The 20,740-nt window shown below is 60.6% G+C and carries 15 protein-coding genes; 7 read left to right on the top strand and 8 right to left on the bottom strand.

The window, feature by feature from the left end:
* Positions 1-69 precede the first annotated feature (69 nt).
* A complete protein-coding gene (gene hemH / locus AAE029_RS12310; RefSeq protein ID WP_371073126.1) occupies positions 70-1,104 on the top strand; it encodes a ferrochelatase in 1,035 nt (344 codons plus the stop codon).
* Positions 1,105-1,239: 135 nt separating this feature from the next.
* Complete coding sequence (locus AAE029_RS12305) at positions 1,240-1,734, top strand: N-acetyltransferase family protein (protein WP_371073175.1); 495 nt, start codon at positions 1,240-1,242, stop codon at positions 1,732-1,734.
* Positions 1,735-1,736: 2 nt separating this feature from the next.
* Here AAE029_RS12305 and queE read toward each other — a convergent pair whose 3' ends face one another.
* The 3 genes from queE to queC are packed head-to-tail and all read right to left on the bottom strand — an operon-like array spanning position 1,737 to position 3,537.
* On the bottom strand, positions 1,737-2,474 hold the full coding sequence (queE, locus tag AAE029_RS12300) for a 7-carboxy-7-deazaguanine synthase QueE (RefSeq protein ID WP_371073125.1): 738 nt from the start codon (positions 2,472-2,474) through the stop codon (positions 1,737-1,739).
* On the bottom strand, positions 2,471-2,827 hold the full coding sequence (gene queD / locus AAE029_RS12295; protein WP_371073124.1) for a 6-carboxytetrahydropterin synthase QueD: 357 nt from the start codon (positions 2,825-2,827) through the stop codon (positions 2,471-2,473). The genes queE and queD overlap by 4 nt, the downstream gene beginning before the upstream one ends.
* Positions 2,827-3,537: a 7-cyano-7-deazaguanine synthase QueC gene (gene queC, locus AAE029_RS12290; protein ID WP_371073123.1), complete on the bottom strand. Its 711-nt coding sequence runs from the start codon at positions 3,535-3,537 to the stop codon at positions 2,827-2,829. Before queC ends, queD begins: the two co-directional genes overlap by 1 nt.
* A gap of 243 nt (positions 3,538-3,780) precedes the next feature.
* Between queC and AAE029_RS12285 the strand changes: the two genes are divergently transcribed.
* Positions 3,781-4,794, top strand: coding sequence for an SPFH domain-containing protein (locus AAE029_RS12285; protein ID WP_371073122.1), 1,014 nt, complete (start codon positions 3,781-3,783; stop codon positions 4,792-4,794).
* Between the two features lie 3 nt (positions 4,795-4,797).
* Positions 4,798-5,253, top strand: a complete 456-nt coding sequence (locus AAE029_RS12280) for an NfeD family protein (protein WP_371073121.1) — start codon at positions 4,798-4,800, stop codon at positions 5,251-5,253.
* A gap of 456 nt (positions 5,254-5,709) precedes the next feature.
* Here the strand turns inward: AAE029_RS12280 and AAE029_RS12275 are convergent, their stop codons facing one another.
* The gene (locus AAE029_RS12275; RefSeq protein ID WP_371073120.1) at positions 5,710-6,705 is read right to left on the bottom strand and encodes an SIS domain-containing protein; all 996 of its coding nucleotides are present in this window, start codon (positions 6,703-6,705) and stop codon (positions 5,710-5,712) included.
* A gap of 162 nt (positions 6,706-6,867) precedes the next feature.
* Here AAE029_RS12275 and AAE029_RS12270 point away from each other — a divergent pair, with 162 nt between their 5' ends.
* Positions 6,868-8,430 (top strand): outer membrane beta-barrel protein, encoded by a 1,563-nt coding sequence (locus AAE029_RS12270; RefSeq protein WP_371073119.1) that lies wholly within the window; start codon positions 6,868-6,870, stop codon positions 8,428-8,430.
* Positions 8,431-8,985: 555 nt separating this feature from the next.
* Here the strand turns inward: AAE029_RS12270 and galU are convergent.
* Complete coding sequence (gene galU / locus AAE029_RS12265; protein WP_371073118.1) at positions 8,986-9,873, bottom strand: UTP--glucose-1-phosphate uridylyltransferase GalU; 888 nt, start codon at positions 9,871-9,873, stop codon at positions 8,986-8,988.
* A 199-nt stretch (positions 9,874-10,072) separates the two neighbouring features.
* On the opposite strand from galU, the gene AAE029_RS12260 reads away from it, so the two are divergent.
* Both AAE029_RS12260 and AAE029_RS12255 read left to right on the top strand, forming a co-directional pair.
* Entirely contained in the window at positions 10,073-11,296 is a 1,224-nt protein-coding gene (locus AAE029_RS12260; RefSeq protein WP_371073117.1) for a lytic murein transglycosylase, read from the top strand.
* Positions 11,297-11,466: 170 nt separating this feature from the next.
* Positions 11,467-12,693: a DUF459 domain-containing protein gene (locus tag AAE029_RS12255; RefSeq protein WP_371073116.1), complete on the top strand. Its 1,227-nt coding sequence runs from the start codon at positions 11,467-11,469 to the stop codon at positions 12,691-12,693.
* Between the two features lie 83 nt (positions 12,694-12,776).
* Here the strand turns inward: AAE029_RS12255 and AAE029_RS12250 are convergent, their stop codons facing one another.
* The 3 genes from AAE029_RS12250 to gltB all read right to left on the bottom strand — a co-directional run bounded on the left by AAE029_RS12250 (position 12,777) and on the right by gltB (position 20,729).
* Positions 12,777-13,859 (bottom strand): MerR family transcriptional regulator, encoded by a 1,083-nt coding sequence (locus AAE029_RS12250; RefSeq protein ID WP_371073115.1) that lies wholly within the window; start codon positions 13,857-13,859, stop codon positions 12,777-12,779.
* Between the two features lie 517 nt (positions 13,860-14,376).
* A complete protein-coding gene (locus AAE029_RS12245; protein WP_371073114.1) occupies positions 14,377-15,831 on the bottom strand; it encodes a glutamate synthase subunit beta in 1,455 nt (484 codons plus the stop codon).
* 173 nt (positions 15,832-16,004) lie between these two features.
* Positions 16,005-20,729 (bottom strand): glutamate synthase large subunit, encoded by a 4,725-nt coding sequence (gene gltB / locus AAE029_RS12240; RefSeq protein WP_371073113.1) that lies wholly within the window; start codon positions 20,727-20,729, stop codon positions 16,005-16,007.
* Between the last annotated feature and the right edge of the window lie 11 nt (positions 20,730-20,740).

Genomic DNA, 20,740 nt, shown 5'->3' with positions numbered 1-20,740 from the left:
TATACCGATGGATAGATCCGCATAACCAGACAAGGGATGTGCGGACATTTGAGAGCGTTGGGGCATTCGATGACCACAGATAATTCCGCCAGGCCGGCGGACCATCCTTCCGTCAAGACCGGCAAGGTCGGCGTCCTTCTCGTCAATCTCGGCACGCCCGATGGCACTGACTACCAGTCGATGCGACGCTATCTGCGCGAATTCCTGACCGACCGGCGCGTCATCGAATGGTCGCGATGGAAATGGTACCCGATCCTCTTCGGCATCGTGCTGAATACGCGCCCCCAAAAAGTGGGAAAGGCCTATGAGGTAATCTGGAACAAGGAAAAGAACGAGAGCTTCCTGCGCACCTATACCCGCAATCAGTCCAACCTGATGGCAGAGCGACTGAAGGACCTGCCGAGCGTGAAGGTCGATTGGGCGATGCGCTATGGCCAGCCATCGATCGCCTCGCGCATCCAGGCGCTGAAGGACCAAGGCTGCGACCGGATCCTGCTCTTCCCGCTCTATCCGCAATATGCTGCCGCGACGACGGCAACCGTTAATGACAAGGCCTTCGAGAAGCTGATGGCCATGCGCTGGCAACCGGCCCTGCGCACAGTGCCCGACTACCATGACGATCCGACCTATATCGAAGCGCTTGCCAAGTCGGTTACGAAGCATCTTTCGACGCTCGACTGGCAGCCGGACATGCTGCTTGCCTCCTTCCATGGCATCCCGTTATCCTATTCCGAGCAGGGCGATCCCTATTACGACCAGTGCCAGAAGACCGGGCGCCTGCTGCGCGAAAGACTGGGATTGCCCGAAGACAAATTCATGATCACCTTCCAGTCCCGCTTCGGGCCGGAGGAATGGCTGCAGCCCTATACCGACAAGACGGTGGAGAAGCTGGCACAGGACGGCGTCAAGCGCATCGCCGTCATCAACCCCGGCTTCGTCTCCGACTGCCTCGAGACGCTGGAGGAGATCGCCGAGCAGGCCGCTCACTCGTTCCTCCACAATGGCGGCGAGAAATTCACGCATATCCCCTGTCTCAACGACGGCGAAGACGGTATGAATGTCCTGGAAAAGGCCGCGCGACGGGAACTGATGGGCTGGGTCTAATGCATGTCGCGCAAAAGTGTGCAGCGGTTTTGCGGCAACGACATGCATAAAAACAACAAACTAAAGCCCGGTTTGATCATGCAGCCTACTGAAGTCGCCGGTGTATTGACAGTTCAAGACAAGGTCACTGAAGACATGCATATCCGAAGGGCTGTATCCACCGACGCAGAGGAGCTGTGTACTCTCCTGAACGAGATCATCCGGGTCGGTGGGACAACCGCGATCGAGACGCCACTTTCGGCTACCGAATTCGCCGATTGGTTCATTGATGGGGAGTTTGCTCTTGCTTGTCATGTTGCCGAGCACAATCAGTTGCTTGTCGGCTTTCAATCCCTGAGCTCATACGGCGATCTGCCCAAGGGACTCGCCGACATCGCGACCTTTGCCCGCATGCACCCAAAGACACGAGGCGTGGGCAGCGCTCTTTTTCCCGCCACGCTGGCCGCAGCGGAAAAACTCGGGCTCGAATTTATCAATGCGACCATTCGTGCCGACAACGTCAGTGGTCTTGCCTATTACGCGAAGATGGGCTTTGAGCCCTATGACAGACTGGTTCAGGTTCCACTTTTGGATGGAACACCCGTCGATAGAATCAAGAAGCGCTTTAGAGTAGGCGCCAAGCGAGGTTGATCCTAGACTCCCCGCTTGTTGCCCCAGAGCATGACATGGAGCTGCGGCAGGACGCGGGCCTCGAACCATCGGTCCTCAGTCACCCTGTCGACCAGCCAGAGCATCCGCTCCATCACCCCGTCGAGATCGATGTAGGAGTCCTCCTCGTCAGGCGACGGCGGCGTATGATTTCCCGGCTGCAAATAGACCGGCAGCTGCGGATAGCGCGCCGATGCCGCTTTAGCATAGGCATAGTCGGCCTCGTCGAAGACGACGATCTTCAGCACGGTCTGCGGCCTGCCGTCAGACATTCTCAGACAGGCGTCGAAAGCGGCCCAATCCGTCTCCATTGCGCTTGAGGGCGGCTTTGGGCTTAGAACCAGCACGTCGAGATCGGCGAACCACTCCCTCGCGATCGACCCTTGCGTCTCGAGCGCGAAGCGATAGCCCTCCGCATGGCCTCGCTCGATCAGCTCGCCAAAGGGCTGGATCGCCGGATTGCCGCCTGAGAGTGACACCATCACGGGCTTTCCGCCCGAGAGCCGGATGATCTCGGCAAAGACCTGCTCGGTGGACATTGCGCACCATTCGTCGCGGAAGCGGCTGTCGACCGCGTGCAGGCTGTCACACCAAGAGCAGCGGTAATCACAGCCGCCGCTGCGCACGAAAACGGTCGGCAAGCCGATCAGGACGCCCTCGCCCTGGATTGTGGGTCCGAAGATCTCGCTGACGCGGATCTCGGCCGGGCGCGCGCCGCTCATGGCCGGTATTCCGCCCATGTCTTCGCCGTTTCGCTGACGCGCACGGCTGAGGTCTCGGGAAACCGGACACTGCACCAATCGTAGAAATGCTTCGCCAGACATTCTGCCGTTACGCGGTCGTGGCCCAGCACCTCGTTCAGATGGCGATGATCGAAGCTGTCGTCGATGTAGCGCTTGAGGGCGCTGAGCTCCTCGTAATCGCGCACGAAACCATGTTCATTCAGCTCCCGCGCGGAAAGCTCGACCTCGACGATGTAGTTATGCCCGTGCAGCCGCGAGCATTGATGCCCGGGCGGCAGGCTCGTCAATTGATGCGAGGCCGAAAAGTGGAATTCCTTGGTGATACGGTACATTACCTGACCTCCTGCGCGACAAAGCCGCTGGTCGCGGTTCTCCAGAAATCCGAATCCTCGTAATCCGTCGGGTCCTTGATGCCGGCGAGATGAAAGGCCTCGCGCCGCTCGACGCAGGTTCCGCAGCGCCCGCAATGACGAGCCCCACCCTTGTAGCAGGACCATGTCTCGGCAAAGGGCGTGTTGTTCTTCGCTCCGTCTCTGACGATGTCGGCCTTGGAGACATTGACGTAGGGGGCGTAGAGGGTGACGTCAGCATATCCCGCCAGCGCGTGGTTCTGCATGACCTGGAAGGCATCGATGAAGCCAGGTCGACAGTCGGGATAGATGAAATGGTCGCCGCCATGGACGGCGGTCGCGACCGCATCGGCCTTTTGCGCGGCGGCAAGGCCGAAGGCAATGGCAAGCATGATGGCGTTGCGGTTCGGAACCACCGTCGCCTTCATTGTTTCCTCTGCATAGTGCCCCTCAGGCACATCGACGTTGTCAGTCAGTGCCGAGCCGCTCAAGTGACGGCCGATCTCACGGATGTCGATGATCTGGTGCGGTACGCCGAGACGCTTTGCGCAGGCGGCGGCGAAATCGAGTTCCTTCCTGTGGCGCTGTCCGTAATCGAACGACAGAAGTCCGAGAAGCTCGTGCTCGGCTGCGACCTTATGGGCGAGCGAAACCGAATCCAATCCGCCGGAGCAGATAACGATCGTCTTCATGATAGGTGTCCTTGTTTTGACCGGGTAGGCTGCGACCGGATGCTTAATGCGCGCTATCTAGGCCAAAGATTGCCTGTTGTGAATAAAAATCTTGCCCCTTGTCGCTTTGTTCTGAAGCGCTTCGATCGGCCTTGCCGATAACGTTGTCGTGCTTCCTTCAAATCCTCTGGCAAATCCTCTGGCTTCTTGCCGCGTCTTGGCTAAGGTGAGGCGAAATTGCACGTTTTAAGGGAGCGAATTTTTATGCCGTTGGGCGGTTTTGATATTGTCGTGTTCATACTGGTTATTTTCGTCATCCTCGTGCTCTTCGCCGGGGTCAAGACCATACCGCAGGGTTACCGCTATACAATCGAGCGCTTCGGCCGTTACACCCGTACGCTGGAGCCCGGGCTCAACCTCATCGTTCCCTTCATCGAGCGTATCGGCGCCCGCATGAATATGATGGAGCAGGTGCTAGACGTGCCGACGCAGGAGGTCATCACAAAGGACAACGCCTCGGTCTCGGCCGACGCGGTAGCCTTCTATCAGATCCTGAATGCCGCCCAGGCCGCCTATCAGGTCTCCAATCTCGAGAATGCGATCCTCAACCTCACCATGACCAACATCCGCTCGGTCATGGGCTCGATGGATCTCGACGAGCTGCTGTCCAACCGCGATGCCATCAACGACCGCCTGCTGCGTGTCGTGGACGACGCCGTTCATCCCTGGGGCATCAAGGTCACCCGCATCGAGATCAAGGATATCCAGCCGCCCAAGGATCTGGTCGACGCCATGGCCCGACAGATGAAGGCGGAACGCGAAAAGCGCGCTCAGGTCCTGGAAGCTGAAGGTGCCCGCAATGCGCAGATCCTGCGAGCCGAAGGCGCCAAGCAATCGGCAATCCTGCAGGCAGAAGGCCAGCGCGAGGCGGCGTTCCGCGATGCCGAAGCGCGCGAGCGCCTGGCAGAAGCCGAAGCCAAGGCGACCCGTATGGTGTCCGAAGCGATCGCCTCGGGCGATGTCCAGGCCATCAACTATTTCGTCGCCCAGAAATATACCGAGGCGCTGGCTTCGATCGGCTCGGCCTCCAACGCCAAAGTGGTGCTGATGCCGATGGAAGCCTCCTCCATTCTCGGCTCGCTCGGCGGCATCGGCGCGATCGCGCGCGAAGTCTTCGGCGACAACAGCGGCAACGGCCAGTCGCCCGGCCCCCGTCCGCGGCCGGCGCCTCGCTCGACGCCGGCGGTCAATCCCTTAAACGCCGATCGCGAGAGCTAAGCGATGCTCGAACGTCTGATCATCGAGCTCGGACCCTGGAGTTGGTGGGTCCTGGGATTTGTGCTGCTGGCCGCCGAGATGATCGTGCCCGGCTTCTTCCTCGTCTGGATCGGACTTGCCGCCCTTGTCGTCGGCATCCTCTCGCTGCTGCTCTGGGCAAGCAGTTTCTGGGTCTGGGAGGTGCAGCTTCTCATCTTCGCGCTACTCGCAATCGCCGTGACGCTGCTTGGGCGACGCTTCACCATGAGCCACGCCGAAACCGACGAGCCGTTCCTCAATCAGCGCACCGAAAGCCTCGTCGGCCGTACCTCGACACTGCAGGAACCGATCCGGGAGGGCCGCGGTCGAATCCGCCTCGACGACACCTATTGGCCGGTCATGGGACCGGACCTGCCGGCAGGAACGCGCGTCAAGGTCGTCACCGGCAAAAGCGGGATCCTTTCGGTCGAGCCGGCCTGAGAGGCCTATTAGAGCAATTCCAGGAAAAGTGCGCAGCGGTTTTCCGTTCGGAATTGCGTGGAATAAAAGGTTAGAGAGCCAAGCACTCAAACGAACGCGCAAAGCAACGGGTCTCGGGGCTTGTTGTCTGGCGTTGACGCTCCCCCAACCTCCCCTCTTCCCTGTGCTTGTCACAGGGATCCAGCCGCGCCGTGTCCACGGCGCGAATGACTCTCTTCTTCACAATCCCGGCCGGGAAGATTGCGTGTTACGCCGGTATAGAGCGTGCCGCTCCGTTTCGAAGCATATAGATGTAAACCCTTCACGGTTGCATGAGTGGCGGAGGATTGGGCTTCAGGCAATCGGTATGAAGGAGTCTTTTCGCCGTGCGGACGCACGGCGGCTGGATCCCTGTGACGAGCCAGGGAAGAGGGACGTTCGGGAGGCTTTCCAGCCAAACAATTGCCACATGCAGCTTTAAGCCACGCCGATACGCAGAAGATCGTGGAAATGGACGACGCCGATCGGCCGCCGATCCTCGTCTATGACAAGCAGGGCCGAGATATTGTGCTGGTTCAGAAGGGCCATCGCGCTCGTGGTCAGCGTCGTGCTCTGAACGGTTCGCGGATTGCGCGTCATGATGTCGTCGACGGTCAGCTCCGCAAGGTTGCGGGCGAGATTACGGGCGATATCGCCGTCGGTGATGATCCCGCAAAGGCAGCCGTCGTCATCGATAATGCCGACACAGCCGAAGCGCTTTTGCGACAGCATCCGCACGGCATCGGTCATGGACGTTCCAAGCGGAACCAGGGGGACGCTGTCGCCCTTGTGCATGATATCGGTCACATGCATCAGGCTCGCGCCTAGTTTGCCGCCCGGATGGAAGACATGGAAATCGCTGACGGTAAAGCCACGCGCTTCCAACAGCGCGAGGGCAAGAGCATCGCCCATCGCAAGCTGCATCAGTGCCGAGGTGGTCGGCGCCAATCCGTGCGGGCAGGCCTCCTGTTCGTCGGGCATGAGGAGGACGATGTCGGCCTCGCGGGCAAGCGACGATTGCGCGTTCGCGGTCATGGCGATCAGCGGAATAGAGAAGCGGCGCGTATAGGAAATGATACTGCGAAGCTCCGCACTTTCGCCGCCTTTGGAGAGCGCGATCACCGCGTCGTCCTTGGCGATCATGCCGAGATCGCCGTGATTGGCCTCGGCGGCGTGAACGAAGAAGGCGGGCGTGCCGGTCGAGGCGAAGGTGGCCGCCATCTTCGTGCCGATATGGCCGCTCTTGCCGACGCCGGTCACGATGACACGGCCGGCGATACCGCCTATGAGTTCGACGGCTTGTCTAAAGGGTTCCGCAAGGCCGTTTGCAAGCGCCAGTTCGAGCGCCTCCAGACCCCTCTTTTCCGTTTCGATGGTACGCATGGCCGACCCGACCACGTCGACTTCAATCAATTTCAGCGCTCTCTTAATCATGCCCGAGGGTTATCGCGTTTCGCGACTTAAGTCCATCGGCGAATCTTGGGAGGGCCAGAAGTCCTGCGCATCCAGCATCTTTCGCGCTTTTTTCAACGAAGCGTTAACCACATCGCTTTACCGTTAGGTAAGAACTTCAGGGCATGCCAGGCACGGATTTCAATGCACGATAAGGTGGAAAAGAGAAGCGCGACATCGCTCCGCAACGGGGCGATGCGTGCCGTGCCGGCCCTGATGACGGCCGGTGTCTTCGTCTGCTCCACCGTGGCCTATGGCCAGTCGGCCGCAATTCGGCAGCCCCTGCCCGCGTCCGGACAAATGGCGACCCAGCCTGCGGATACGGACGACGCCCTCGACGCCTTCACGCCGTCTGTCGGGACGACAACCGGCACGACCACGACCGCTGCTCCCGCCGATGCCGGGAATGACAGCGCAACCAACACCCCGGATCCCAGGGCAAATGCCGGCCTGCGTCTGGACGGCGCCGAGGTGGATCCTCAGGCGACCGGCTCGGTTCTCGACGAGGATATGCGCCGGCTCAATCTGCGCGAAGCCCCGGTGGACGAACAGACACCGCGGCGGCCGGAAAGAGGCGAGCCGCGGACCGACGGCATCAGGCTGGGCTCATTCATCCTGCGCCCGACCGTAAGCCAGACGGTCAACGTCGAGAAGGAAAAGGGCGGCGGGACGAACGACAACAGGACCTTTCTCGAAACGGGAACGCACACCACGCTGACCTCCGACTGGTCGCTGCACCAGCTGACGGTGACGGCAGACGGCGTCTGGCAACGCAATGTCAGCGGCACGGGATCCGAACAGCCGACTTTCAGTCTCGATGGCGACCTCAGGCTCGATCTCCCCCGCGACACGACCGCCCATATCACCGGCGGCTATAAGTTCTACCGCGAGGATACGGATGATCCGAACGCGATCTCCGGCGCCGACAGGCAATCGGATGTGCAGCGTTTTTCCGGCGGTCTTTCCGTTGGCCGCGATCTGGGCCTGCTGCGCGGTTCGGCCGGTATCGACTTGAGCCGCACCGTCTATTCGGATGCCGAACTTGCCGACGGCACCACGGTTTCGCTCAGCGATCGCAACCAGACCGCTGGAACCTTGCGCGGGCGTATCGGCTACGAACTATCGCCGGCGCTCATTCCTTTCGTGGAAGCCTCGGTGGGCCGCGACTTCTATGACGAGGAACGGGACGCAGCCGGCTTCGCCCGTTCTTCCTACAGCTACGGCGCCAAAGCCGGCATGGAAGTCGATCTCGGCGAAAAGCTGCGCGGCGAACTCGGCGTCGGCTATGAGCAGGTGAATTTCCAAGACGACCGTCTCTCATCGATCGGCACGGCGACCATCGACGGCAGCCTCTTTTGGTCACCGCATAGGGGAACCGACGTGAACATCGGTCTTTCCACCAGCGTCGAGCCCTCGACCACGCCCGACGTCAGCGGCTACGTCGCCTATCAGCTCACCAGCACGGTTACCCACGAGCTGCGCGATAATCTCGTCGCCAGCCTGACCGGCAGCACCATTCTGCGCGATTATCCCTCCGATGGCAGCAGCAGCGACGAGACCGTCTACGCCGCCGGCGCCGGGCTCACCTGGCGCGTCAACCGCTATCTCGATATGATCAGCAATGTCGGCTATGAGCTGACGAAAAGAGACCAGGGCGGCGACACGCGCCAATGGCGTGCCGGCCTCGGATTGCAATTGAAGCGCTAAAGCATGTCGCGCAAAAGTGTGCAGCGGTTTGCGGCAACGACATGCATCAAAATAATAGTCTTTCGGGAGGCTGCCTGTGTTGATGGGCGGGATAGAACTTCCATGAAGGGTGACGCGAGGCTGGCACACAGGGCAAATCCCGCCAATCCATGATCTCAATGGTGGTTGTCTGGCGCGGACGCTTCCCCACACTCCCTCATCAAGTCAGTTTATGCTGGGTGAGAGCCGCCCGTGCTCCGATTACAGCTTGGTCTCTTGGAAACGGCAGAACCTTTATCGAGCCACCCGTATTTCAGAGGCAGTTGTTTGACGGGAAAGCCTCCCCGACCTCCCTCTTCCCTGTGCTCGTCACAGGGATCCAGCCGCCGTGCGTCGGCACGGCGAAAAGACTCCTGCGGGTGCCAATTGTACGAAGACTCATCTTCCGCCACTCTTCAACATGAAGAGTTACGTCTACATCCTTGCCTCGAAGAAGCGAGTCATTCGCGCCGTGGACACGGCGCGGCTGGATCCCTGTGACGGGCACAGGGAAGAGGACAGAGAGAGCCGGGCGATTTACTTCAGGGCAGCAAGAAGCGCCTTGAACCCATCCTCGATGGTCGGCCGGATATCATCGCGGGCAAGCGCAAAAGCGACGTTCGCTAGGATGAAGCCGTCCTTGGAGCCGCAGTCATAGGTCTGACCGCGGAAGTGATAACCTGCGAAAGGCTGCTTCTGTAGGAGCTTCAGCATCCCGTCGGTCAACTGGATCTCATTGCCGGCGCCGCGCTCCTGGTTTTCCAGGATCGAGAAGATTTCCGGCTGGAGAATATAGCGGCCGTTGATGAAGAAGTTCGACGGCGCAGTGCCTCTGGCGGGCTTCTCGACCATTCCTGTGATGCGAAAGCCGTCACCGATACCCTCGCCAACCCCAACAATGCCGTATTTATGCGTCTGTTCTGGATCGCATTCCTCGACGGAGACGATATTGCCGCCGCTATGTTCGTAGAGTTCGATCATGCCCTTCATGCACCCTTTTTCGCCGCGCATGATCATGTCAGGCAGAAGCAGGGCGAACGGCTCGTCGCCGACGATTTCGCGCGCGCACCAGACGGCGTGGCCAAGGCCGAGCGGCTCCTGCTGGCGCGTGAAGCTCGCGGTCCCCGCCTTGGGCAGGAGGCCGGAGAGAAGAGTGAGCTCGGCATTCTTGTTTCGCAGGCGAAGCGTCTGTTCCAACTCGTACTGGATGTCGAAATAATCCTCGATCACGTGCTTGGCTCGCCCGGTCACGAAGACGAAATGCTCAATGCCGGCTTCCATCGCCTCGTCGACCACGTACTGGATGACAGGCTTGTCGACGACCGTCAGCATTTCTTTTGGTACCGCCTTGGTCGCCGGCAAGAAACGGGTACCAAGTCCAGCAACGGGAAATACTGCCTTGCGAACTTTCTTCTGCTGACTCACTCATACCTCCTGGGAAAAGCAATCAATTCAAGCAAATCCATTTTGCGTCACTAGTATAGATTTGCTAGTCTTTTGGAAAGGGTGACAGTCGCGGAACCCATGGTAAAGAATTTGTTGACTTCGTTCCTGTAGCGTCAGGCGTTGCTGGCCCAGAATGGGCCACCGAATCGAAATCCACGAACGATGGACCAGGCTTCGAATGACCCAGAACCGCAAAAAATCTCTTCGCAGTCTTGCGCTGGCGCTCATGGTGGGTGCCACCGCAGGATTCATTCCCTTTAACGCGAATGCCGATGCCGGGTTCCAGAAATGGATCGCCGGTTTCTATCAGACAGCCGCCCAAAGCGGCATCAGCAAAGCAACCTATAATAGAGCTTTCGCCGGCGTAACCGAACCGGATCCGACCGTCCTGGAAAAGGCCGCCTACCAGCCCGAGTTTACCGCGAAGATCTGGGACTATGTCGATTCGCGCGTCAATCCTTATACAGCTGACATCGGTCGCCAGATGGCGGCCAAGCATGCGACGACACTGAGGGCGCTGGAACGCCGATTCGGCGTGGACAAGAACATTCTTCTGGCCATCTGGTCGATGGAATCCAATTATGGCGCAGTCCTCGCAAAGGACGACCGGCTGCACTATGTGCCTCGGGCGCTTGCGACCCTCGCCTATGCCGACCAGAAGCGCAGCAATTTTGCCCGCAAGCAGCTCATTGCTGCACTGAAAATTCTTCAGAACGGCGATATTTCTCCTGCCGGAATGACCGGATCCTGGGCGGGCGCCATGGGACACACACAGTTCATTCCGACGAGCTATCTCCTCTATGCCGTCGATGCCGACGGCAATGGCCACCGCGATATCTGGAATTCCGTCCCCGATGCATTGGCAACCTCCGCCAACCTTCTGGCGAAGAACGGCTGGCAGGCTGGGAAGACCTGGGGTTACGAAGTCGCTGTTCCCGCCGGTGCAGCTGCTCAGGAAGGCAAGACCCGCACGCTGGCGCAATGGTCCGCCCTTGGTTTTCGGCGGCCGAACGGCACCAGTTTCCGCAATGGTGCCGATCGCGCGCAACTGATCCTGCCTGCCGGCCCGAACGGCCCTGGCTTCCTGATGACGAAAAACTTCTTCACCATCAAGCGCTACAACGCCTCCACCAGCTACGCGCTGGCAGTCGGCCTGCTCGCCGACGAGATTGCCGGCTATGGTGGCCTGAAACAGGGCTGGCCGCGCCCCGTCGGAACGCTCGACATTAAGGAGAAATTCGAACTGCAGACGCGTCTCAAGACGCTCGGCTACTATGACGGGGTCGTCGACGGCAATTTCGGCTCCGGATCGAAGGCGGCGATTGCCGCCGTGCAGGCTCGCATCGGCATGGATCCCGACGGAGAACCTTCAAAGAACCTGCTGAACGCGCTCCGCAAATAGGAACGGAACCGCGTGGGATGCCTTCTGCTGCATGGTTCTTTCGGGACCGACTACGGACCATGCAGCAATTCTGGTGTCAGAGCGATTTTTGCTCGCCTTAAAGACGCATGTAATTGAGTGGACGAAACCTTCCCTGTTGTGAGAAGTTGCAGTGGAACGGGAATCGGAAAATGGCATTCGGGCAAACAGGAAAAAGAGTCTCGCGGCTGCGACTGCTGCTCACGAGCCTTATTGTTCTGTCCGTTGCGGTGCCGGTCGTCGCGCCACCTGCGGAAGCCCAGGAAAGGTATTACCAACGGCGTGGGCTGCTGGGATTCCTGTTCGGCTGGCGCGCGCCGCAACGTGAATATATCCCTGTCGAACCTGAGCCGCCGCCTGCGCGCCGCAGGGCCGTACGGCCGCCGCCGCGCAGCAAACAGCGAGCCGCCGCGCCCAAACCGCCGCAGCGGGCAGCCGTGGTGGCGCCCCGCCCGGAACAGCCGGCCGTGCAGAAACTGCAGAATGCCAGAAAGATCCTGGTCGTCGGCGATTTCCTCGCGGGCGGTCTTGGCGACGGTCTCGCTGCGGCATTCGAAAAATCGCCTGGCGTATCCATCGAGACGCGCAGCAACGTGGCTTCCGGTTTGGTACGCGACGACTATTACAATTGGCAGGCGCAGCTTCCCAAATTCATGGACGAGGTGAAGCCGTCAATCGTCGTCGTCGCAATCGGCGCTAACGATCGGCAACAGGTCGTCGCCAATGGCGTCAAGGTGAAGTTCCGCACCGATGAATGGTTCGCGGAATATCAGTCACGGGTGCTGAATTTCGATAAAATCGTAACTGACCGCAACGTGCCTCTACTCTGGGTCGGCCTGCCCGCCTTCGAGCCGCCCGAGATGACGGCGGATGCCGTGCAGATGAACCAGATCTACCGCAAACAGGTCGAAAAGGCCGGCGGCGAGTTCATCGATGTCTGGGATGGCTTCGTCGACGAGAATGGCAAGTTTGTCACCACCGGATCAGATATCAATGGGCAGCAAGTGCGGCTGCGCACCGCCGACGGCATCAACATGACAGACGCCGGTCGGCGCAAGCTCGCCTTCTATGTCGAAAAGTCGGCACGGCGCCTACTCGGCGATCAGGCAAGTCCGGATATCGCCCGCCTCGATCCAGGCAATCTCCCTGACCTCCTCCATCTGCCGCCATCGGAGATGGACGCTATCGTGCGAACGCAACCGATCAATATTTCCGATCCCAATCTCGACGGCGGAACCGAACTTCTTGGCGCAAAGCCCATGCCGACGACCGCCGGCAAATCGCCGCGGGATCTCTTGGTCGAAAGCGGCAAGATGGCCCCAGCGCCTGCGGGACGCGTCGATGACTACCGCCTGCAACGCACGTCAGCCGCGCCCTGAGGACGCCGCATTTAGCAAATGCCGCTATAATAGCTCCTTGGCCCGAATGCGGCAGCGCCTTGGATAATTAGGCGATACAGCAATCAAAGAGACGGGCGAATATAGATACCGCTGAATCGTCCATCAGCCGCAAGCGTGAAGCTCCATTCCAGATGGCCCTTGTCGAAGCGCACATCATAGACATCCCAACCTCCCGCCGTGACCCCCTTGAAGGATATTTCCTGGAGCGTTCCCATGCGCTCTAGATCGGCCTGAATCATTGCGGCTTGCTCGCGCGCGGCCGCGGCGAGCGGGGGCGTCATTTGGTCATAGTCGGGTTCACCGCGCTGGTGCTGGTCGATAATCTGCTGCAACAGGGCCCTGCTGTTTTTCATCGGCCGCTTGTCCTTAACCCGTTCGGCAAGCGCCTCCTCCAGCGCCACCATCGCACTCTCTTCGACGCGCGGCGCGGCCTGTTCATGGCCGTTCTGGTGCAGCACGAGGCCGGACACGGCGCCGTTCCCATCACGGCTAAACGTGAGCTGCGCCTGAACGGCCTTGTAGAAGAAGCGGTCGACGTCTTCGGGAAAAATTTCAAGCTCCGCCTGGCCCGTCAGGCGCGAAAAGAGCCGACCATCCCTCAGGGTGATGACATAGGCGAGCGTATCCAGAAGGTAGTAACCGGCATAATCGGCATACAGGGCAGGATTGATCTTCTGCTCTGTCCGGGGTCTTGCCTGCTCGTAGCGGCGCCATGCGATGGTATCGGATGAGGCATCGGTCATGTTCGTGTCCTTTGCGAGTTTCAGGAGTTCGTCGATCGAGAGGAGTTCTCCTGCGGCAATCTTCGCCCTCAAGGCTTCAACGATGGCGAGGCTGCGCTGAGTACGTCCGAGTTGTTCCTGTAGAGCGAGGTTCTGCATGGCGAGCATGCGGTCGAGATCGGCGGCTTGCCCGGCCAACAGTCGGGCGATGTGCTGCAGGCTGAGGCCCAACCGCTTCAATGCCAGAATCTCGTTCAGCCGCGCGACTTCATTGGCTCCATAGAGCCGCCAATTCTTTCCCGTCCTGCGAGGGCGGATGAGGCCGGTTTGCTCATAGAGTCGGAGCGCTCGGACAGTGAGACCAATGCGCTCGGCACATTGCGAGGCGGTCAACCACGTCTCTTCCTTAATATCATTCCGCATGAAGCCTCCTACGGTGTCACAACCTCTTCTAAGGTATGACGGAGCCTTTTCTGCCGGCCCTTGGTATGCCAGGCCCAGCCGAAGAGTGTTCGAGCGTAATTTTGTGATCGAGCTTAATACCTCAACTTCGCAAACGCGTCCGAGAGCGAGCGCGCCGCTTTGACGCAACACTTCGGTTAGATGCTCAGTTTCTGCTACTCGTGGCAGGGGGTTCGCGATCATACCGACACCTGAGTGTTCTCATGGGCATAAAGTCAGTAAAGGCGTGTCGATTCCGTCAGCCCGCTTTTCGCTTTGCGACTGATTTTCGCGTCGTTGCGGAATAAGTACTTTCGCGACAGGCGCACTCTCCGCTCTTGGTGCGCAAGGTAGCTGTGAAGGTCAGATCGTCATTAATGGCATTTGCAACACAATTCTTGAACTCTGCAGAATGTGCGCTCTGCTGTCGCAGAAGGCTGACAAAAGGCTCGCCAGCGCGAAGCCCTCTGCCAGCAATAATATCGAATATCGCCTTCCCTTATCGCGGCAGAACCGTCGAGCCCATCAGGGCTTCGTCGATCGCGCGGGCTGCCTGGCGGCCTTCACGGATCGCCCAGACCACCAGCGACTGGCCGCGACGTACGTCGCCCGCCGTCCAGAGCTTGTCGACGGAGGTCTTGTAGTCGCTGTCATTGGCGACGACATTGGTCGAGCCGCGCCTGTCGGTGTTAAGCGCGAGCTTGCCCTCCAATTCCTTCAGCACGCTATCGCCGAAGGGGCCGCGGAAGCCGATGGCGATGAAGGCGAGATCGGCCTTGATGATGAAATCCGTGCCGGCGATCGGCTTGCGGCGCTCGTCGACCTCGCAGCATTTGACGCCGGTAAGCTGGCCGTCCTCGCCGATGAATTCGAGCGTTGCAACTTGGAATTCGCGCACGGCTCCTTCTGCCTGAGACGAGGACGTGCGCATCTTCGTGGCCCAGAAGGGCCAGACGGCGAGCTTGTCTTCCTTTTCCGGCGGCTGTGGACGGATGTCGAGCTGGGTGACCTTTACGGCCCCCTGACGGAAGGCCGTGCCGACGCAGTCGGATGCCGTGTCGCCGCCGCCGACGACGACGACATGCTTGCCGCCGGCAAGGATCGGATCCGAAGGCCAGCCGACGCTGTCGACATTCTCGCGGCCAACGCGACGGTTCTGCTGCACGAGATAGGGCATGGCGTCATGGACGCCGGAAAGCTCCGTGCCCGGAATGCCGGCCTCGCGCGGTGTTTCCGAGCCGCCGCAATAAAGAACGGCATCATAATCGGCAAGAAGCTTCTCGACTTCGATGTCGACGCCGACATTGACGCCGCAATGGAAGGTTACGCCCTCGCCCCGCATCTGCTCGATGCGGCGGTCGATGAAGTTCTTCTCCATCTTGAAATCCGGAATGCCGTAGCGCAGCAGGCCGCCCGGCTTGGACTCGCGCTCATAGACATCGACCTCGTATCCGGCGCGGCCGAGCTGCTGGGCTGCCGCCATCCCGGCGGGACCGGACCCGATGACCGCAACCTTCTTGCCGGTCTTGATCGTCGCCGGCTGCGGCCGGATGAAGCCCAGCTCGTAGGCCTTGTCGGCAATCGCCTGCTCGACGGTCTTGATGGCAACAGGTGCATCCTCGAGGTTCAGCGTGCAGGCCTCCTCGCAGGGTGCGGGGCAGACACGGCCGGTGAATTCCGGGAAGTTGTTGGTCGAATGCAGGTTATGGATCGCCGCTTCCCAGTTGTTGCTGTAGACGAGGTCGTTCCAGTCCGGAATCTGGTTGTGCACCGGGCAGCCGGTCGGGCCGTGGCAATAGGGAATGCCACAGTCCATGCAGCGCGCGGCCTGTTTCTGCACTTCCTGGTCCGACATCGGGATCGTGAATTCACGGAAATGACGGATACGATCCGAAGCCGGTTGATACTTCGCAACCTGGCGGTCGATTTCCAGAAATCCTGTAACCTTACCCACTTTGATTTCCTCACTCTAAGTAGGAGAGCCTTGGCTCTCGTGCCGGCCGGCAAGCCCCGTTGCCTCGTGCGGCACTGTAATTTAATTCCGATTCCGCTTTTCGACAGATGCGGCCGCATGGCGGCGACCGCGATCAGGAGCGAAACCTGCGATGGAAGAAGGTCGGCGGCGGATCACTCCGCCGCAATCCCCATACGGCTCCGCTCCATTTCCTCGAGCGCACGACGGTACTCGACCGGCATGACCTTGCGGAATTTCGGGCGATAATCCGCCCAATGATCGAGTATCTGCTTGGCGCGGCTGGAGCCCGTATAATGCAGATGATTGGAGATCAGCTGGTAGAGGCGCTCCTCGTCATGGCGCGTCATGTCGCCCGAGACGTCGACACGTCCCTTGTGCATGAGGTCGCCGCCATGATGATGCAGCTTCTCCAGCATGTCGTCCTCTTCCGGAACCGGCTCGAGCTCGACCATTGCCATGTTGCAGCGCTTCGCAAAATCGCCCTGCTCATCGAGAACATAGGCGACACCGCCCGACATGCCAGCCGCGAAATTGCGGCCCGTTCCGCCGAGCACCACGACAACGCCGCCGGTCATGTATTCGCAGCCATGATCACCGACACCCTCGACGACGGCGATCGCCCCCGAGTTGCGCACGGCGAAGCGCTCGCCGGCCACGCCACGGAAATAGCATTCACCCTCGGTCGCACCGTAAAGCACGGTATTGCCGACGATGATCGATTCCTCCGCGACGATCCTGGAATTTTCCGGCGGACGGATGATGATCTTGCCGCCTGAAAGGCCCTTGCCGACATAGTCGTTGCCGTCGCCGATCAGGTTGAACGTCACGCCGCGCGCCAGGAATGCACCGAAGCTCTGCCCCGCCGTGCCCTTCAGCGTGACATTGATCGTATCTTCCTTGAGTCCGCGATGATTGAAGCGCTTGGCGACCTCGCCCGAAAGCATCGCGCCTGCCGAACGGTCGACGTTCCTGATGCCGATCTCGAAGGCGACCGGCGTCTTGGAGGTCAAAGCGGCCTCAGCCTTCTCGATCAATTTGCGGTCGAGAATATCGTCGATCGGATGCTTCTGGCGGGTCGTCCAATAGGTCTCTTCTTTCGGCGCCTCTATCTTGTGGAAGATGCGCGCGAAATCGAGGCCCTTGGCCTTCCAGTGCGCGAGCATCTCGTCCTTTTCCAGGAGCTCCGAGGCGCCGATGATGTCATCGAGCCTGGTAAAGCCGAGCGAGGCGAGGATTTCGCGCACTTCGTTGGCGACGAAGAAGAAGTAGTTGATGACATGTTCCGGCGTGCCCTTGAAGCGCTTGCGCAGGACGGGATCCTGCGTCGCGACCCCCACCGGACAGGTGTTGAGGTGGCATTTGCGCATCATGACGCAGCCGGCCGCAATCAGCGGCGCGGTCGCGAAGCCGAACTCGTCGGCGCCGAGCAGCGCCCCGACGATGACGTCTCGGCCCGTCTTGAGACCACCGTCCACCTGCAGCGCGACGCGCGAACGCAGGCCGTTCAGCACCAGCGTCTGCTGGGTTTCGGCAAGGCCGATCTCCCAGGGCGAACCGGCGTGCTTCAGCGAGGTGAGCGGCGACGCACCCGTACCGCCATCGAAGCCGGCCACGGTGATGTGGTCCGCGCGCGCCTTGGCGACGCCGGCGGCGACCGTGCCGACGCCGACTTCCGAGACGAGCTTGACCGAAACGTCCGAGGTCGGGTTGACGTTCTTCAGATCGTAGATGAGCTGCGCCAGGTCCTCGATCGAATAGATGTCATGATGCGGCGGCGGCGAGATTAGGCCGACGCCCGGCGTCGAATGCCGGGTCTTGGCGACGGTCGCATCGACCTTGTGACCGGGCAGCTGGCCGCCCTCGCCGGGCTTGGCGCCCTGCGCCACCTTGATCTGCAGCACGTCTGCATTAACAAGATATTCGGTCGTCACCCCGAAGCGGCCAGAAGCGATCTGCTTGATCGCCGAGCGTTCCGGGTTCATCGAGCCGTCCGACAGCGGCATGTAACGGTCGGATTCCTCGCCGCCTTCGCCGGTGTTGGACTTGCCCCCGATCCGGTTCATGGCAATCGCCAGCGTCGTGTGCGCCTCGCGGCTGATCGAGCCGAAGGACATGGCGCCGGTCGAGAAACGCCGAACGATATCGGCTGCGGGCTCGACATCGTCGACCGGGACCGGCTTGCGGCCGAGTGCTTCGGCGCTCTTGATCCTGAAGAGGCCGCGGATCGTGTTCATCCGGAGAGCCGAGGCATTCACCATCTCGGAAAATTCACGGTAGCGATCCTCGGCATTGCCGCGAACGGCATGCTGGAGGGCTGCAACCGCATCCGGCGTCCATGCATGGCTTTCGCCGCGCATGCGATAGGCGTATTCGCCGCCAATATCGAGCGTGCTGGCAAGCAGCGGATCGCGGCCGAAGGCGGCCTTGTGGCGGGCAACCGTTTCCTGCGCGATCGCCTCGAGATCAATGCCCTCGATGGAGGTTGCCGTGCCGAAGAAGTATTTCTCCACCAGCTCCGACTGCAGGCCGACCGCATCGAAGATCTGCGCGCCGCAATAGGACTGGTAGGTCGAAATACCCATTTTCGACATGACCTTGAGGATGCCTTTGCCGACCGCCTTGATATAGCGGTAGACGACTTCGGTGGCGTCCACTTCCTTCGGGAATTCGCCGCGCGCATGCATGTCGAGCAGCGTGTCGAAGGCAAGATAGGGGTTGATCGCCTCGGCGCCGTAACCCGCCAGCAGGCAGAAATGATGCACTTCGCGCGGCTCGCCGGTTTCGACGACGAGACCGACGGAGGTGCGCAACCCCTTGCGGATCAGGTGATGGTGCACGGCCGCCGTCGCGAGCAGCGCCGGGATCGCGATGCGATCCGGCCCGATCTGCCGGTCGGAGAGCACGATGATGTTGTAGCCGCCCTTGACGGCAGCCTCGGCGCGCTCGCAGAGCCTGTCGAGCATTTCGGGCATGCCCTCCGCACCCCGCTCCACGTCATAGGTAAAGTCGAGCGTCTTGGTATCGAAGCGATCTTCCGTATGGCCGATCGAGCGGATCTTTTCGAGATCGCCATTGGTCAGGATCGGCTGGCGTACTTCCAGTCGCTTGGCGTTCGCCATGCCCTCATGATCGAGGATGTTCGGCCGCGGCCCGATGAAGGAGACGAGGCTCATCACCAGCTCTTCGCGGATCGGATCGATCGGCGGGTTCGTCACCTGCGCGAAGTTCTGCTTGAAATAGGTGTAGAGCAGCTTCGGCTTGTCCGACATGGCCGAGATCGGCGTGTCGGTGCCCATGGAGCCGATCGCCTCCTGGCCGGTCGTCGCCATTGGCGACATGAGGATCTTGGTATCCTCGAGCGTATAGCCGAAGGCCTGCTGGCGATCGAGCAGCGACACGTCGCGGCGCAGCGCCCGCGGCTCCACCGGCTTCAGCTCTTCGAGGATGAGCTGGGTGCGATCGAGCCACTTGCGATAGGGATGCTTCGTCGCAAGCTCGGACTTCACCTCGTCGTCGGAGATGATGCGCCCCTTTTCCATGTCGATCAGCAGCATCTTGCCCGGCTGCAGCCGCCACTTTTGGACGATCTTCTCCTCCTCGACCGGCAGAACGCCGGCTTCGGACGCCATGATGACGCGGTCGTCGCTGGTGACGAGATAACGCGCCGGGCGCAGGCCGTTGCGGTCGAGCGTGGCGCCGATCTGCTTGCCGTCGGTGAAGGCGACCGCCGCCGGTCCGTCCCACGGCTCCATCAGGGCGGCATGATATTCGTAGAAGGCCTTGCGCTCGGCGGCCATCGACTGGTTGCCGGCCCAGGCTTCGGGGATCAGCATCATCACGGCATGGGCCATGGAATAACCGCCGCGCACGAGGAATTCGAGCGCGTTGTCGAAGCAGGCCGTATCCGACTGGCCTTCGTAGGAGATCGGCCAGAGCTTGGAGATGTCTTCGCCGAAGAGCGGCGAGGAGACCGAAGCCTGGCGCGCAGCCATCCAGTTGACGTTTCCGCGCAGCGTGTTGATTTCACCGTTATGGGCGACCATGCGATAGGGATGCGCAAGCTTCCAGGATGGGAAGGTGTTGGTCGAGAAGCGCTGGTGGACGAGCGCCACGGCGGTTTCGAAGCGCGGATCGGACAGGTCCTTGTAGTAGGCACCGACCTGATAGGCCAGGAACATGCCCTTGTAGACCACCGTCGCGCTCGAAAGCGACACCGGATAGAAGTTGCTCTCCTCGCCGTCGAATTCGTCATAGATCCGGTTGGAGATCACCTTGCGCAGCGTGAACAGGCGGCGCTCGAACTCGTCGTTCGTTGCGGCTTCGCGGCCGGCACCGATGAAGACCTGCACGTGATGCGGTTCGGTGGCAGCGATGTCAGGCGCCTTGGAAAGCGAGGAATTGTCGACCGGCACGTCACGGAAGCCGAGAAAGACCTGACCTTCTTCGGCGATGACGTCCTTGATCACCTTCTTGAAGTGCTCGATCTGCTTTTCGTCGCGCGGCATGAAGATGTGGCCGACGCCGTATTCGCCAGTCTTCGGCAGGGTGACGCCCTGCGCCGCCATCTCCTCGCGGAAGAAACGGTCCGGGATCTGCACGAGAATGCCCGCGCCGTCACCCATCAGCGGATCGGCGCCGACGGCGCCGCGATGCGTCAGGTTCTCGAGGATAAACAGGCCATCGCGCACGATCTGGTGCGACTTCTGGCCCTTCATATGCGCGACAAAGCCGACACCGCAGGCGTCGTGCTCGTTGCGAGGATCGTAGAGGCCCTGTTTTCGCGGCAGACCGGAGGCGGATTTGAGCGTATTGGCCGTTGCGCGCACGTCTGCTGCGGCAAACCGGTCAAAGCCCAAGGATGGCGTATTCTTCGTCATCGTCTTCCCTC

The sequence above is a fragment of the Sinorhizobium sp. CB7 genome (assembly GCF_041357635.1).
GTDB lineage: Bacteria > Pseudomonadota > Alphaproteobacteria > Rhizobiales > Rhizobiaceae > Rhizobium.
This window is presented reverse-complemented; position numbering and strand designations above follow the sequence as displayed.

What these genes read in the sequence shown, in the direction of transcription:
- AAE029_RS12270 (WP_371073119.1), top strand. Translation starts at nt 6,868, where the DNA reads ATGCACGATAAGGTGGAAAAGAGAAGCGCGACATCGCTCCGCAACGGG.
- queC (WP_371073123.1), bottom strand. Translation starts at nt 3,537, where the DNA reads ATGAAGACGATCGTTATCTGCTCCGGCGGATTGGATTCGGTTTCGCTC.
- AAE029_RS12255 (WP_371073116.1), top strand. Translation starts at nt 11,467, where the DNA reads ATGGCATTCGGGCAAACAGGAAAAAGAGTCTCGCGGCTGCGACTGCTG.
- AAE029_RS12305 (WP_371073175.1), top strand. Translation starts at nt 1,240, where the DNA reads ATGCATATCCGAAGGGCTGTATCCACCGACGCAGAGGAGCTGTGTACT.
- AAE029_RS12260 (WP_371073117.1), top strand. Translation starts at nt 10,073, where the DNA reads ATGACCCAGAACCGCAAAAAATCTCTTCGCAGTCTTGCGCTGGCGCTC.
- gltB (WP_371073113.1), bottom strand. Translation starts at nt 20,729, where the DNA reads ATGACGAAGAATACGCCATCCTTGGGCTTTGACCGGTTTGCCGCAGCA.
- hemH (WP_371073126.1), top strand. Translation starts at nt 70, where the DNA reads ATGACCACAGATAATTCCGCCAGGCCGGCGGACCATCCTTCCGTCAAG.
- queD (WP_371073124.1), bottom strand. Translation starts at nt 2,827, where the DNA reads ATGTACCGTATCACCAAGGAATTCCACTTTTCGGCCTCGCATCAATTG.
- queE (WP_371073125.1), bottom strand. Translation starts at nt 2,474, where the DNA reads ATGAGCGGCGCGCGCCCGGCCGAGATCCGCGTCAGCGAGATCTTCGGA.
- AAE029_RS12250 (WP_371073115.1), bottom strand. Translation starts at nt 13,859, where the DNA reads ATGCGGAATGATATTAAGGAAGAGACGTGGTTGACCGCCTCGCAATGT.
- AAE029_RS12285 (WP_371073122.1), top strand. Translation starts at nt 3,781, where the DNA reads ATGCCGTTGGGCGGTTTTGATATTGTCGTGTTCATACTGGTTATTTTC.
- AAE029_RS12280 (WP_371073121.1), top strand. Translation starts at nt 4,798, where the DNA reads ATGCTCGAACGTCTGATCATCGAGCTCGGACCCTGGAGTTGGTGGGTC.
- AAE029_RS12275 (WP_371073120.1), bottom strand. Translation starts at nt 6,705, where the DNA reads ATGATTAAGAGAGCGCTGAAATTGATTGAAGTCGACGTGGTCGGGTCG.